Source organism: Micromonospora sp. MW-13, from assembly GCF_003434305.1.
In the GTDB taxonomy this organism is placed as follows: Bacteria; Actinomycetota; Actinomycetes; order Mycobacteriales; family Micromonosporaceae; genus Micromonospora.
This window is the reverse complement of sequence record NZ_QKKX01000038.1, coordinates 56,697-71,695: the sequence shown is the minus strand read 5'-3', so window position 1 is coordinate 71,695 and position 14,999 is coordinate 56,697. Positions and strand designations below refer to the sequence as shown.

The 14,999-nt window shown below is 71.7% G+C and carries 10 protein-coding genes; 9 read left to right on the top strand and 1 reads right to left on the bottom strand.

Translation table 11 applies throughout. From position 1 onward, the window contains the following. The 9 genes from C5N14_RS20000 to C5N14_RS19955 form a co-directional block, all read left to right on the top strand. Window positions 1–572, top strand: a 572-nt coding sequence (locus C5N14_RS20000; protein WP_133305767.1) for an SPFH domain-containing protein, incomplete at its 5' end; no start/stop codon positions are given. Between the two features lie 151 nt (window positions 573–723). Continuing rightward, window positions 724–1,542, top strand: coding sequence for a hypothetical protein (locus C5N14_RS19995; RefSeq protein WP_117669645.1), 819 nt, complete (start codon window positions 724–726; stop codon window positions 1,540–1,542). Window positions 1,543–1,619: 77 nt separating this feature from the next. Continuing rightward, window positions 1,620–3,887, top strand: coding sequence for a transglycosylase domain-containing protein (locus C5N14_RS19990; protein ID WP_165878165.1), 2,268 nt, complete (start codon window positions 1,620–1,622; stop codon window positions 3,885–3,887). 134 nt (window positions 3,888–4,021) lie between these two features. Beyond that, the gene (locus tag C5N14_RS19985) at window positions 4,022–4,873 is read left to right on the top strand and encodes an RNA methyltransferase (protein ID WP_243639823.1); all 852 of its coding nucleotides are present in this window, start codon (window positions 4,022–4,024) and stop codon (window positions 4,871–4,873) included. A gap of 61 nt (window positions 4,874–4,934) precedes the next feature. Next, window positions 4,935–6,386, top strand: a complete 1,452-nt coding sequence (argG, locus tag C5N14_RS19980; protein WP_117669643.1) for an argininosuccinate synthase — start codon at window positions 4,935–4,937, stop codon at window positions 6,384–6,386. A 662-nt stretch (window positions 6,387–7,048) separates the two neighbouring features. Then, window positions 7,049–8,761 (top strand): RtcB family protein, encoded by a 1,713-nt coding sequence (locus C5N14_RS19970; protein WP_128763611.1) that lies wholly within the window; start codon window positions 7,049–7,051, stop codon window positions 8,759–8,761. A gap of 171 nt (window positions 8,762–8,932) precedes the next feature. Next, complete coding sequence (locus C5N14_RS19965; protein WP_256371538.1) at window positions 8,933–9,403, top strand: dihydrofolate reductase family protein; 471 nt, start codon at window positions 8,933–8,935, stop codon at window positions 9,401–9,403. 364 nt (window positions 9,404–9,767) lie between these two features. Next, entirely contained in the window at window positions 9,768–11,351 is a 1,584-nt protein-coding gene (locus C5N14_RS19960; RefSeq protein WP_243639815.1) for an ATP-binding cassette domain-containing protein, read from the top strand. Beyond that, the gene (locus tag C5N14_RS19955) at window positions 11,348–12,625 is read left to right on the top strand and encodes an MFS transporter (RefSeq protein WP_117669640.1); all 1,278 of its coding nucleotides are present in this window, start codon (window positions 11,348–11,350) and stop codon (window positions 12,623–12,625) included. Before C5N14_RS19960 ends, C5N14_RS19955 begins: the two co-directional genes overlap by 4 nt. A gap of 146 nt (window positions 12,626–12,771) precedes the next feature. Here the strand turns inward: C5N14_RS19955 and helR are convergent, their stop codons facing one another. Further along, a complete protein-coding gene (helR, locus tag C5N14_RS19950) occupies window positions 12,772–14,961 on the bottom strand; it encodes an RNA polymerase recycling motor ATPase HelR (protein WP_207892798.1) in 2,190 nt (729 codons plus the stop codon). Window positions 14,962–14,999 lie beyond the last annotated feature (38 nt).

The window sequence follows — 14,999 nt, the reverse complement described above, 5'->3', positions numbered from 1 at the left end:
TGCGCGCCGAGCGGGACCGCCGGGCGGCGATCCTGAACGCCGAGGGGCACAAGCAGTCGCAGATCCTCACCGCCGAGGGCGAGAAGCAGTCCGCGGTGCTGCGCGCCGACGGTGACCGGCAGGCCCGGATCCTCCAGGCCGAGGGCCAGGCGAAGGCGATCCGTACGGTCTTCGACGCGATCCACCAGGCCAACCCGAGCCAGAAGGTGCTCGCCTACCAGTACCTCCAGGCGCTGCCGCAGATCGCCAACGGCACGGCCAACAAGGTCTGGATCGTCCCGGCGGAGCTGACCAAGGCCCTGGAGGGGATGGGTGGCGCGCTGGGCGGGCTGAGCCAGATGGTCGGCGACGCGCCGTCGCCGGAGGCCACCGACGGGGCGAGCGCGGTGGAGCGGGAGGCCGCCGAGGCCGCCCGGGCCGCGGCCGCCGCCGCCCAGCAGATCCACGACGAGGTACGCGTCGCCGAGGCGCAGGCCACCGGCGGGAAGGGCCCGCAGGGGCTGCCGGCCCCCGAGCCGGTGTCCCCGGGGAGCCTGCTGAACGACCCGGCCGACCAGCGCGAGCGGGGCTGACGGCCGCCCGGGCGAGGCCCGGGCCGGAATGCGAATAACCCTCATGCGGCGCTCCGGCACCTGACACGATCGGTCCGAAGGACGGGTGGTGACCAGGAGCCGGGGCGCCGCGGCGCGTCCCGCTCCGCCGACCAGCGCAGCGAGGTGACGCATGAAGGATCCTGCGGACAGGCTTTTCTCCAGTGCCCCGGTGCCCGGGGCGCACGACCCGGCCGGGCCGCTCGGCACCCGGCGCACCGGGGGCGGGTTCGGGGTGCTGCCGTTCGTCGGCGAGCCGACGCCCGCCCGTCCCGCGACCGACGCCACCTGGGCCTGGTCGCTGCGCCGCTTCGGCCGCGCCGCCGTGTGGCTGCTGCCGGCGTACGCGGTGCTGTACGGCGTGGTCGCGATGGCCAGCGACGGCGGGGTGGGCAACGACCCGTACCCGGCCGACGGCGGGCAGCTCTACCTGATCGGCTGGGTCGCCGCCGTCTGGCTCGGGCTGCTCGCCCTGCTGGCCCTGACCGGCCTGCTCGCCGCCACCCGAAGCCGCCGGGTGGCCGCCGCCGGGCTGCTGGTCAGCATCGCCGGCACCGTGCTCATGCTGCCCTTCGCCGGGCTGACCGAGCAGGCGCCCGTCTTCGGCACCACGGCCCGCACGCTCGTGCTGGTCGGGGCCACCTGCTACACGATCGGCTGGTTCCTCACCGGATGGGCGGTGGCCCGCTCCGGCATGTTCAGCATCGCCGACGGAACGATGCTGATGATCGCCGCCCCGCTGGTCGGCATCGGCGGCGCGCTGATCGGGTCGTTGCAGACCTTCGGGGCGATCTTCGTGCTGATCGCCGGCATCGGCATCGGGTACCGCTCCGGCCGCCTGGTACCCGCCGCGATCGCCCGGGACGCGGCCAGCGCCAGCGTCGCCACCGCCACCGCCCCGGGCGGCGGCGCGACCCCGGGGCCCGGCGGCGGGCCGCTCGCCGCCGGCTGACCCGGTCTCCCGTGGGCCGGTCGCGAGGTTCGTCCCGCAACCTGCCGCCCAGGTGGGGAAACGCCTGGCAGGACGCGGTGAATTACCTGACAATCGGCCCCGGGGCTGGCCGGATCGCGGCTTTCATGGCAATCCTTGGCTTCATGCCGCCACCCCGGTCGCCGCTGTCGCGGCTGTTCACCGTGCTGCTCGCCGGCGTGCTCGCCGGCCTGGTCTTGGCGGTCGCGGCGCTGCCGGGCAACCTGCTGCTCGGGTTCGCCGCGAAGTCGGCGATCGGGTCGTACGCCGCGCTGCCCGAGGCGCTGCGCACCCCGACCACCCCACAGCGGTCGTACCTGTACGCCAACGACGGCGAGACGCTGATCACCACGTTCTACGACGTCAACCGCACCGACGTGCCGCTGGCCGAGATCGCCCCGGTGATGCGCCAGGCCATCGTGGCGGCCGAGGACCGGCGGTTCTACTCGCACGGGGGTGCCGACCTGCGCGGCCTCGCCCGCGCCCTGGTCGCCAACGTCACCGGCGGCGGCACCGAGCAGGGCGGCTCCACGCTGACCATGCAGTACGTCCGCAACGTGCTCAAGACCGACCCGAACCGCACCGCCGAGGAGCGGCAGGCGGCCACCGAGCAGACCGTCGGGCGCAAGCTCCAGGAGATCCGGTACGCCACGGCGCTGGAGCAGCGGCTCAGCAAGGACGAGATCCTCAACCGCTACCTCAACATCGCGTACTTCGGCTCCGGCGCGTACGGCATCGCGGCGGCCAGCCAGCGCTACTTCGCCAAGTCCCCGGCCGAGCTGACCCTGCCCGAGGCGGCCCTGCTCGCCGGCCTGGTCCAGTCGCCGGACGCGTACAGCCCGATCGACGGTGACGCCGACGCGGCGCTGGCCCGGCGCGGCTACGTGCTCGACGCGATGGCCGGCACCGGCGCGGTCACCGCCGAGCAGGCCGCGGCGGCGAAGGCGGAGAAGCTGGTGCTGAGCCCCACCCGGCAGCCCAACGGCTGCACCGCCGTGGCGCAGGGGCACGACGACTGGGGCTTCTTCTGCGACTACCTGCGCCAGTGGTGGCTCACCCAGCCCGCCTTCGGCGATACCGTCCCCGAGCGCGAGCAGGCGCTGCGCCGGGGTGGCTACACCGTGGTCACCTCCCTGGACCCGAAGCTCCAGGCCACGGCGCAGCAGCAGGCCACCGCCGTGTACGGGTACGACAACAAGCGCGCGCTGCCGATCGCGGCCGTGCAGCCCGGCACCGGCCGGGTGCTGGCCATGGCGGTCAACCGGCACTACAGCCTGGACCCCAACCCGGACGGGAAGGTCAACCGCCCCAACACCGTCAACCCGCTGGTCTCCGGTGGCGGTGGCGTCGACGGGTACCAGGCCGGGTCGACGTTCAAGCTGTTCACCATGCTCGCCGCCCTGGAGTCCGGCAGGCAGCTCGCCACCGGCTTCGACGCGCCCAGCCGGCTGCCCACCCGGTACGCCGCCGAGGGCGAGGCGAGCTGCGGCGGCAAATGGTGCCCGGCGAACGCCAACCCGCAGTGGATGGACGGCTACCGCACCATGTGGGACGGCTTCGGCCGCTCGGTGAACACGTACTTCGTCTGGCTCGCCGAACAGGTCGGCCCGGCGAAGGTGGTGGAGATGGCCCAGCGCCTCGGCATCACGTTCCGGGCCGACGCCGACGCCGCCTTCGCGAAGGACAACGCGGCCAACTGGGGCTCGTTCACCCTCGGCGTGGCCGCCACCACCCCGCTCGACCTCGCGAACGCGTACGCGACCGTGGCCGCCGAGGGGACGTACTGCGCCCCGCTGCCGGTGGTCTCGGTGACCACCGCCGACGGGGACCCGGTCCCGGTCGGCGAGCCGTCCTGCCGCCAGGTGCTCGACGCCGACGTGGCCCGGGCGGCCACCGACGCGGCGCGTTGCCCGGTCGGCCAGCAGACCACGTTCGGCCAGTGCGACGGCGGCACGGCGACCTCGGTGGACCGGATCGTCGGCCGCCCGGTGGCCGGCAAGACCGGTAGCTCGGAGAAGAACGCCACCGAGACGTTCGTCGGCTTCACCCCGCAGGTCGCGGTGGCCGGCATCGCCGCCAACCCGGACGACCCGAGCGACCCGGTCGGCTCGGCCGTGCAGGCGCGGGTGATCGACGCGGTGGCCCGGACCATCCGCACCGCCGTCGCCGGCCAGCCGGTGCGCGACTTCACCCCGCCCAGCCGGGCGCTGGCCGGCGAGGTGCACCGCCCGGCCCCGCAGCCGAGCCCCCCGCAGCAGCAGCGCCGGCAGCAGGACCAGAACCTCCCGCCGGACGTGCTCCGCTGGCTCAACCGCGGCCGAGGCTGAGGCGCGCCGCCCGGCCCGCCGTCAGCACCGCCCGGCCCGTCCGGCGAACAGTGGCGCGACCGCCCGATCCAGCGCGGCGGCCACCTCGTCGGGGTCGCCGTCGCCGGGCACCACGACCGGCCGGCACCCTACCGGTGTGCGGCGCCGGCGGCGCGGTCCGGCAGAATCGCCGGGTGCCCGTCCACCAGATCACCGACCCCGACGACGACCGGATCGCCGACTACCGCGCCCTGACCGACGTGGAGCTGCGCACCCGGTGGGAGCCGCCGCACGGCCTGTTCATCGCCGAGGGGGAGCTGGTGCTGCGCCGGGCGCTGCGGGCCGGGTACCCCGCCCGGTCGTTCCTGGTCGACGCCAAGCGGGCCGACCAGCTCGCCGACCTCGACACCGGCGACGCCCCGGTGTACGCGGCCACCCCGGACGTGCTGGAGCGGGCCACCGGCTTCCACGTGCACCGGGGGGTGCTCGCCTCGTTCCGGCGCAAGCCGCTGCCAGCCGCCGCCGAGGTGCTCGCCGCCGCCCGGCGGGTGGTGATCCTGGAGGACGTCAACAACCACACCAACCTCGGCGCGGTTTTCCGGGGGGCCGCCGCGCTCGGCATCGACGCGGTGCTGCTGTCGCCGTCCTGCGCCGACCCGCTCTACCGGCGCAGCGTGCGGGTCAGCATGGGGGAGGTCTTCGCGGTTCCGTACGCCAAGCTCGATCGCTGGCCTGCGGGTTTGGACCAGGTGCGGGAAGCGGGCTTCACCGTGCTTGCCATGACGCCGGCTCCGGACGCCGTACCGATCCAGCGGTTGACTCCGGCGCAGCGCGAGCGGGCAGCGCTGCTGCTGGGAGCCGAGGGTCCCGGCCTCACCGCGGCGGCCCAGTCCGCCAGCGACGTACGGGTGGTCATCCCGATGCGGCGCGGAGTGGACTCGTTGAACGTCGCCGCCGCTGCGGCGGTGGCGTTCTGGGAACTGGGTCGCGACGACCCACCGGGCTGACGCCGGTCCAGCCGAGCACTTCGGTTTGCATGATGATGCGGCCTAGTGCATAATTTTCCTCGTGTCCAAGGTTCTCACCTCCCTGCCCACCGGCGAGCGTGTCGGCATCGCCTTCTCCGGCGGCCTCGACACCTCGGTCGCGGTCGCCTGGATGCGCGACAAGGGCGCCGTTCCCTGCGCCTACACCGCTGACATCGGCCAATACGACGAGCCCGACATCGTCTCGGTGCCCGGTCGCGCGCTCAGCTACGGCGCCGAGGTCGCCCGCCTGGTCGACTGCCGCGCCGCCCTGGTCGAGGAGGGCCTGGCAGCGTTGACCTGCGGGGCCTTCCACATCCGCTCGGGCGGGCGGGCGTACTTCAACACCACCCCGCTGGGCCGGGCCGTGACGGGGACCCTGCTGGTGCGGGCGATGATCTCGGACGACGTCCAGATCTGGGGCGACGGCTCGACCTTCAAGGGCAACGACATCGAGCGGTTCTACCGGTACGGCCTGCTGGCCAACCCGCAGCTACGCATCTACAAGCCGTGGCTCGACACCGACTTCGTCACCGAACTGGGTGGGCGTAAGGAGATGTCGGAGTGGCTGCTCGAACGCGGCCTGCCGTACCGGGACAGCGCCGAGAAGGCGTACTCCACCGACGCCAACATCTGGGGCGCCACGCACGAGGCGAAGACCCTGGAGCACCTCGACACCGGCATCGAGACGGTCAACCCGATCATGGGAGTCCGGTTCTGGGACCCGTCGGTGGAGATCCCGACCGAGGATGTCACGATCGGCTTCGACCAGGGTCGTCCGGTGACGATCAACGGTAAGGAGTTCGGCAGCCCCGTCGATCTGGTGCTGGAGGCCAACGCCATCGGCGGCCGGCACGGCCTGGGCATGTCGGACCAGATCGAGAACCGGATCATCGAGGCCAAGAGCCGGGGCATCTACGAGGCGCCCGGCATGGCGCTGCTGCACGCCGCGTACGAACGGCTGGTCAACGCCATCCACAACGAGGACACCCTGGCGAACTACCACAACGAGGGCCGCCGCCTCGGTCGGCTGATGTACGAGGGGCGCTGGCTGGACCCGCAGGCGCTGATGCTGCGCGAGTCGTTGCAGCGCTGGGTCGGCACGGCGGTCACCGGCGAGGTGACGTTGCGGCTGCGCCGGGGCGAGGACTACTCGATCCTGGACACTACCGGCCCGGCGTTCAGCTACCACCCGGACAAGCTGTCGATGGAGCGTACCGAGGACTCGGCGTTCGGCCCGTCGGACCGGATCGGCCAGCTCACCATGCGCAACCTGGACATCGCCGACTCGCGGGCGAAGCTGGAGCAGTACGCCACCCTTGGCATGGTCGGCGGCCCGACCCCTGCACGGATGGTCGGCGCTGCACAGGCAGCCTCGACCGGGCTGATCGGTGCGATGCCACAGGGCGGCGCGGAAGCCATCGCCTCCCGGGGCGTCTCCTCCGCCGACGACGAGGCACTCGACCGCGCCGCGATGGAGCTCGGCGTCGACTGAGCGACGCCTCGGGACGGGATCAGTAGAGCCTGCCACGACATCCCACGTTCGTGCGGGACACGTCGGATCGTCTCGATGCTGACCGCCGTGACGTGACCGAACTCGACGAGAACAGCGCCACGATCGCCCGCCGCAGCGCTTTGCCGGATCCTTCTACTCACCGGCTACCGCCCCCACAGCCCTATGCGTGGGGAGACAGTCTGCCCGACACGTTCTCGGCACCCGCAGTGGTGGCGAATGTCGGGCGGGAGTGCTTTGGTCAGGGAGTCTGGGGTTCCTGGACGTGGGCGCTGCTGTACAGCAGGTGTGTCTTCCGGCGCCTATGGAGCTGAGTCGAATACGACATCGGCCACGCCCGCCGCCATCGGCGACCGCCAGCCACGACCCGACGGGGTGGTGGTAACCGCGAACGGTGGTGGCCCGACCGACGGTGATGACGTGAACGACTCAGCTCCATAGGCGCCGCCCCCCACGTCGTCGGCCGCCGCCCACAGTTCCGCCTGGGCCACCGTTCCCCGCCGACCGGAAACCGCACCCACGACAACGCAAGGCCTTGCCCCGCGTCACCCTCCAGCCAGGCCACATTTCTCCGCCTGGAAGTCAGGCTCCTCGATCAGCACTCCGCCCTGGGCGTGCGGACGAAACGGCCGACGAGCGCCGCGGTGCCAGCGCTGACAAAGGGTTCGCGGGTCGCGGCCGCTGCCGCCTATGCTGATCACGACCTCGCGGCTGCTGAACCGTCAGGCACACAACCAGATACCTTCCGGCTCGACTCGGATCCACGCGACCACGATCGCGTGGCGGTGTCCCGTCCCCTTTTTCGGCAGCATGTGAAAGGTTTCCCCATGCCCGTTGCGCAGCGGCCAGACCCCCGTTTAGTCCGCACCGACGACTCCTGGCTCACCCTGCCCAACCCCGCGAACGTACCGGTGGAGATCTGCGCCGGTCCCGAGGTGCCGCTGGAATCCGCGGCGATCGACGAACTGCTCACCGTGCTGGACACCGCCAGTACGTTGCGGGCGTTGGCCAAGGCCACGCCCGGCCTCGATGTGGAACCCCGCATCGACCGGGTGGTGTGCACCCCGGACTTCCACAAGGGCGCCGGTATCCCGATCGGCACCGTGCTGCACACGGTCGGCGCGCTCATCCCGCAGGCGGTCGGCAACGACATCAACTGCGGGATGCGGGTCGAGGTCACCGAGGTCACCGTCGACCGGCTGCGCCCACACCTGGACACACTCGAGCGGCGGCTGCGTCACCTGTTCTTCGAAGGCGGGCGCCGCATCGGCCTGACCGCGACGCAACGCGAAGGATTGCTCCGCGACGGGCTGCCTGGGTTGCTCGACAGTGGTGTCCCGACCGACGCCGACGGCGCGTGGCGGCAGGTCCGCCCGGATGACACGACCGACCTCAGTGGACGGCTCCACGCGACAGGCTTCCCGGTCACGTCCGCGTCCGGGTTCCGTGACTGGATCAGCAGCGGTGGCGGGACGAGCTACGACAGCGTGATCGGCAGTGTCGGCGGCGGCAATCACTTCGCCGAAGTGCAGTACGTGTCGGCCATCCATGACGGTGCGGCCGCGCACGCCTGGGGCCTGGTACCCGGCCGGGTGGTGCTGATGGTGCACAGCGGCTCGCTGTCGCTGGGGCACCAGGCCAACGCCACCGGCCAGGACCAGGCCCGTGCAGCCTGGCCGCGCGGTGTACCGATGCCGAACAACCGGATCCTGCCGTTGCTGCTCGACGAACCGAGCGCGTCGCGGCGGGAACGGTACCTGACCGCGTTCGCCAACGCGGCCAACTTCGCCATCGGCAATCGGTTCTTCCTGGCGTTGATGCTGCGCGCCGGCCTTGCCGATTTGGTCGGCGAGACCGGTGCTCGGCTGATCTACGACGCGCCGCATAACCTGCTCTGGCCCGGCGACGACGGCACCGTCTTGCACCGCAAGGGTGCCACCCCGGCGGGAGGAATCATCGGCCATGCGCACCGGGGCCCCGAGCTGTGGGGCGAGCCGGTCATCGTGCCCGGCTCCATGGGCGCACCCAGCTACCTGCTCCGCGGGCTCGGCGAACCCCGCGCACTGAGTAGCGCCTGCCACGGCGCTGGCCGTCGGGTTCCCCGCGGCGCGGCGGCCCGTGGCAGCGACGCCGAACTGGACGCCTTCCTCCGGGAGTTCCGGGTCGTCACCCCGCTCAACCACCGCGACCCGGCCGTGGCCGCCCGCCGGGACATCATCGATGCCTGGCGCCGTGACCTCAAACAGGAAGCGCCGTGGGCGTACAAGGACGTCGGCCCGGTCGTCAACAGCCTCCATCGAGCGGACGTCGCCCGGCCCGTCGCCGAACTCCAGCCCATCCTGACGGTGAAGGGCTGACCGTGCCGTACCGGCGACCCGGCCGGGGTCGGCCGGACAGCCCCACCGTGCGGACGGCCGCCGCACCGGAGCGCTGACATTGGCGGTAGTCCTGCCCGGGCCTGTTCGCCTCCACCTCGCCCGAGGTGGAGGGGAACAGGCCCTCATCGTGCGATTCCCGCGGACGAAGACTTGCATCGTCACCACGTCGGGAACCTCGACCAGGCCGATGCGCTTCTCTTTGGCCGGGTGACTTACGAAATGATGGAATCAGCGTGGCGGCCGTCAGCCCCGACGGGAGCGAGACCTGATTGGACGGAACCCTTCGCCCAGACGATCAACGCGGCAAAGAAGTACGTCGTGTCGAGCACCCTGGAGCGGGTCGATTGGAACGCGGAACTCGTGCGCGGGGATCTGGGCAAGGCCGTTCAAAAGCTCAAGCGGGAGTCGGGCAAGGGACTGTTCGTGGGAGGCGTGAAGCTCCCGCTGGCGTTGACGGAGCTGGGGTTGATCGATGAGTACGAGTTCGTGGTGCAGCCCAGGCTCGCGGGCCACGGGCCGACGTTGTTCGCGGGGCTATCGAAGCATGTCGACTTGAAGCTCGTGAGCCGGCTGGAGTTCGGCTCGGGGGCGGTGGCGATGCGGTACGAGCCGAGAAGGTAGCCATCGGGCTGGCCAGCCCGAGCCGGCCGCATCATGGAACCCTGGCTCGCGGCTTTTGAGCACCCGGCTCGTCGGATATGGTTCTCGACATGTACTCAGGTATCGGCATGATGAAGCCCTGGTCCCTCCGCTGACGGCGGCAGGGTTGACCGACTTCCTCTGATGTAGCTCTGCTCCGCCGTCCTGGCGTTCCCGCCGGGCGGTCTCCTTGTGCTGCCCGGCTCCATGACGAGCCGAAGAGCGCAGAGTGAAAAATCTTGAACAAGCGTCATCGCAGAACCTGACTGCGGGGCCTGACCTCACCTGGAACGGCCGGCTGCCGGCCGGGGACCGGGCACATGTCCGGGCTGACGGCGTACGCGTCGTGCTGGGCGGACGGGTGGTGCTGTCCGGTGTCAGCGTGACCGTCTCCGCCACCGCCCGCCTGGCCTTCGTCGGCGAGAACGGCCGCGGCAAGACGACGTTGCTCCACGTGCTGGCCGGCATACTCTCGCCCGACCAGGGCACGGTGGAACGGATCGGCACGATCGGCGTTGCCCGGCAGGCCCTGGAAGCGCGCGGCGGCGAGACGGTGGGCACCCTCCTCGCGGGTGCGACACAGGAGTCCCAGCGCGCCCTGCGGGCGCTCGACGACGCCGCGACCGCGATGACCGAGGGCAGGGCGGGCGCGGACACCGCGTACTCCACCGCGCTCGACGCGGCGACCCGGCTGGACGCCTGGGACGCCGAGCGCCGGGTCGACATGGCGTTGGCCGGACTCGATGCCTGTACCGACCGGGGGCGTGCGCTGTCGACGTTGTCGGTCGGTCAGCGCTACCGGGTCCGCCTGGCGTGCCTCCTGGGGGCCCGCTACGACCTGCTGATGCTGGACGAGCCGACCAATCATCTCGACGCCGACGGCCTGGCGTTCCTCACCGCACGGCTGCGTGAGCACCCGGGCGGGGTGGTGCTCGTGACCCACGACCGTGCCCTGCTCAGGGACGTGGCCGCGGAGTTCCTGGACCTCGACCCGAGTGCGGACGGACGACCGCGCCTGTTCGCCGGCGGGTACGCCGGCTGGCAGGACGGGCGTCTGCGTGACCGCGGGCGCTGGGTCCGGGACTACGAGGCGCAACAGGCCGAACAACAGCGGCTGGCCGGCGCGGTGCACGAGGCACAGGGCCGACTCAGCACTGGTTGGCGCCCGGAGAAGGGACACGGCAAACACCAGCGCCAGTCCCGCGCCCCTGGTCTCGTCCAGGCGCTCCGCCGCCGGCAGGAGGCGCTCGACGCGCACCGGATAACCGTGCCGGAGCCGCCACTGCCACTGCGCTGGCCCGACGTCGGCACCCGTCCCGGACTGCCCATCCTGCGCTGCCATGACGTCACCGTGACCGGGCGTCTCCACCGACCCGTCACGTGCACCCTCGACGGCGGGGACCGCCTGCTGGTGACCGGCCCGAACGGGGCGGGCAAGTCGACACTGCTCGCGGTACTGGCGGAAGACCTCGAACCGTCGACGGGGGAGGTCCGGCACCTCTCCCGGGCACGCGTGGCCCACCTCGGGCAGGAAGTCCCGGACTGGCCGGCGACCGTGCTCGCCCACGAGTTGTACGACCAGCACGTCGGCCGGCTCCGGTCCGCGGGACAGCTCGGCGACCGGGACGTCCTGCCCCTGACCGCGACCAACCTGCTCGACGGGGAGGCCCTTCGTACCCCCGTCGGGCGAATGTCCCAGGGGCAGCAACGCAGGCTGGCCCTCGCGCTGCGGCTGGCCGAGCTGCCTGACCTGCTGATCCTCGACGAACCCACCAACCACCTGTCGGCGCCCCTGGTCGACGAGCTGACCGTCGCCCTGCTCAGGACGCCAGCGGCGGTCGTCGTCGCCACCCACGACCGTCAGCTGCTCACCGACCTCGCGGCATGGCCCACCCTGCCGCTCTCCGCCGACGGCAAGGACCTGTCATGACCACCACGCGTCCTCGCGTCTCCGTCCTCGCCCCGCTGCGACACCGCAACTACCGGCTCCTGTTCGCGGCCATGGTGCTCGAACTGTTCGCCAGCGGGGCCTGGAGCATCTACCTCGTCCTGGAAGCACTGGCTCTCGACGCCACCGCGTCCGCACTGTCCTCGGTGGTGACCTGGACCGGCATCGGGCTCCTCGCCATGTCCCTCGTCGGCGGTGTCGTCGCGGACCGCATGCCCAAGAAGCTGATCCTGGTCGGCGTGCTGACCCTCAACCTGGCGACAGCCCTCGTGATCGCGATCCTCTCGTTCACCGGGAACGTCCACCTGTGGCAGCTCAGCGTCTCCGCCTTCGTCATGGGCGCGACGGCCGCCTTCCTCTTCCCCGCCTACACCGCCCTGGTGCCCCACGTCGTGCCTACCGGGGACCTGATGGCCGTCAACGGACTGGAGGGCGCCACCCGGCCCACCGTCCAGCAGGCACTGGCCCCCGCTGCCGTCGGCGCCGTCATCGGCGCCGTCGTCCCCGGCGCCGGTGCCGCCCTCATCGCCGCCGCGTGCGGCCTCGCCCTGCTGTGCTCGCTCGCCCTCCCCACCGACGCCGTCACCCGCGGCGCGGAACGCGCACATCCTCTCCACGACTTCGTCAGCGGGTTCCGCTACGCCGTCCGCACCCCGTGGATCCTCGCCAGCGTCGCCTTCGCGTCTGTCATGGGACTCGTCGTCAGCGGACCTGTCCAGGTGATTCTCCCGGCCACCCTCCGCAATCAGCACGCCGACGGCGCTTCCGCCTACGGACTCCTCGTCGCCGCGCTGGGCGTCGGTGGCCTCGTGGGCTCCCTCGTCGCCGGCTCGATCACCATGCCACGCCGCTACCTCACCACGATGATCGGAAGTTGGGCACTCGGCTGCCTTCCGATCCTCGCACTGGCCGTCACGGGCTCGCTCTGGGCCATCGGTGCCGCCCTGTTCGTCAACGGAGCACTCACCGGCGTCGGTATGGTCATCTGGGGGACGCTGCTCCAGCAACGCGTCCCCCTCGACATGATCGGCCGGATCGCGAGCCTGGACTTCCTCATCTCCATCGCCTTCATGCCCCTGTCGATCGCCCTCGTCGGTGTCCTGTCCGAGCACCTGTCGGCCGGCGTTCTGTTCTCCGTCGCTGGGCTTGCGCCCCTCGCGCTGGCAGCCGTCGCCATCGTCGCCGCCGGCCTGCATCGGGACGAGATCGCCCACCCGCTCAGCGACTCGACGCCGGAACACCAACCCGCACACTGAGAGCCGCGGGGTTGCGGGGCGGCCTGCCCCGCAACCCCACGCTCGCCGGGCAGGCACGTGCCCATCGCCGTGCCCCGAACGCGGCCGTCGTCGCCGACCGGCCGTACGCGTCCGCCGGTCGCCCTCCCGGTACGGGCATCCCGGCGTCAGCAGCTCGTGAGGACGACGAGCTGCTGGGTCGCCCGGGTCATCGCGACATAGCGGTCGACCGCTCCTTCGATGCCGTCGCCGAACGTCGCGGGGTCGACGAGGACGACCAGGTCGAATTCGAGCCCCTTCGACAGTTCCGGGGTCAGCGACCGGACCCGGGACGTCGCCCGGAACGTGGGAGCGCCGATGACGCAGGCGATCCCGTCGGCATGCGCGGCGAGCCAGGCGTCCAGGACCGACCCCAGATCCGCGACCGATCCGTGTATGACGGGGACGCCGCCGCTGCGGATGGAGGTCGGCACGTTGGCGTCCGGCAGCGCGGCCCGGATCACCGGCTCGGCTTCCGCCATGACCTCCTCCGGCGTCCGGTAGTTGACGCTCAGGGAGGCCAGGTTGATCCGGGCGAGCCCGATCCGTTCGAGCCGTTCCTGCCACGACTCCGTGAACCCGTGCCTGGCCTGGGCGCGGTCCCCGACGATGGTGAAGCTCCGGGACGGGCAGCGGAGCAGCAGCATCTGCCACTCGGCGTCGGTCAGTTCCTGAGCCTCGTCCACGACGATGTGCGCGAACGGGCCGGCGAGCAGGTCCGGATCGGTGCCGGGCAGCGCGGCCTCGTCGACCAGGGCATCCTGGAGATCCAGTTGGCGCAGGCTCGACAGCACACCTTCACCGTCGTCATAGGCGTGGGCCTCGATCAGCTCGTCGACGACCGTGGCCATCCGCGCGCGTTCGGTGGCGATGGCGGCATCATGTCGACGCTTACGCCCTGACGCCTCCGGATCGCCGAGCCGCCGCCGTGCCGCGTCCAGGAGCGGCAGGTCGGACACCGTCCATGCCCGGGCGTCGCCGCGCTGTAGCTTGCGGACCTCGTCGGGGCTGAGCCAGGGAGCGCACCTGCGCAGGTAGGCGGGCACCGACCACAGGTCCCCGACAAGGTCGGCCGGGTCGAGCAGCGGCCAGGCGCGGTTGAAGGCCGTGCGCAGCTCCCTGTTCCGCAGCAGCGACCTGCGGACCAGGTCATCCGGCTCGTCGCCGTCGTACTTGTCCGTCAGGATCGTGAGCAGTTCCTCCCAGACCTCGTCGCGCGCCTCGTTGTGCGGGGCACCGGGCCCCGGCGCCCCGAACGCCTCGGCCCAGTCGTCGGCGCTCAGCCCGATGTCGGACGCGTCGGTCGTGACCGTCATCGGTTCGGCCGGCGGCTCCTCGTAGAACCTGACGGCCGCCTCGATCGCCTCCACCAGGCCCGCGGACGACTTCAGGAGGGCCACGGTCGGGTCGGTCTCGACGGTTGCCGCAGCTCCCTCGGCGACGAGGTCCCGCAGGGTGCAGGTCTGCACCTCCTCCTCTCCGAGGCTGGGCAGGACGTCGGCGACGTAGGCCAGGTAGGGCTGGTGCGGACCGACGAACAGCACGCCGCCCTGGCGTTGACCGAGGCGAGGATCGGAGTAGAGGAGGTAGGCGGTGCGGTGCAGGGCGACGACGGTCTTCCCCGTACCCGGGCCACCGTCCACGACGAGAGCGCCGCGGGATCCCGCGCGGATGATGGCATCCTGGTCGGCCTGGATCGTGCCTAGCACGTCCCGCATCCGGGCCGACCGGCTGCCGCCCAGGCTGGCGATGAAGGCGGACTGGTCGTCGAGCGCGGCGTGCCCCTCAAGCCCGTCCGAGGCGAACACCTCATCCCAGTAGTCGCTGATCCGCCCGAGGGTCCAGCGATACCTGCGGCGACTCGCCAGACCCATCGGATTGGCATGGGTCGCTCCGAAGAACGGCTCAGCCGCAGGAGAGCGCCAGTCGAGCAACAACCGACGACCCGCGCTGTCGGTGAGGCCACGTCGCCCGACGTACACGGGCTCGGGGTTGTCCGCGCTGACCATGCGACCGAGGCACAGGTCCACCCCGAAGCGACCCAGCGTGCGGAGGCGAGCCGTCAGCCGGCGGACCTCCGTGTCCCGGTCCACCGCCTGCCGGCCTTTGCCGCCGGGTGCCCTGCGCGCGGCGTCGAGGCGGTCGGACAGGTCGGCGGACAACCGTTCGAGGCTCTCCGCGATGGCCGCGAAATGGTGCTCGTCGCGCGCGATCAGCGTCGGGTCGGCCTTGGGGGAGAGGCGGTCAGGAATGTCGAACACGCTGGTAGTCGGGGAGTTCACGTCATCCGCTCCGATCTGGGGTCGCTCGCAACCCATTGCGCGCCGATTCTTTTGTTCCGGGTCCCGGCTCGACG

Bases quoted from the DNA above. Each gene is read 5' to 3' on its own strand.
- C5N14_RS19995 (WP_117669645.1), top strand. From the start codon at position 724: ATGAAGGATCCTGCGGACAGGCTTTTCTCCAGTGCCCCGGTGCCCGGG.
- C5N14_RS19955 (WP_117669640.1), top strand. From the start codon at position 11,348: ATGACCACCACGCGTCCTCGCGTCTCCGTCCTCGCCCCGCTGCGACAC.
- helR (WP_207892798.1), bottom strand. From the start codon at position 14,961: ATGGGTTGCGAGCGACCCCAGATCGGAGCGGATGACGTGAACTCCCCG.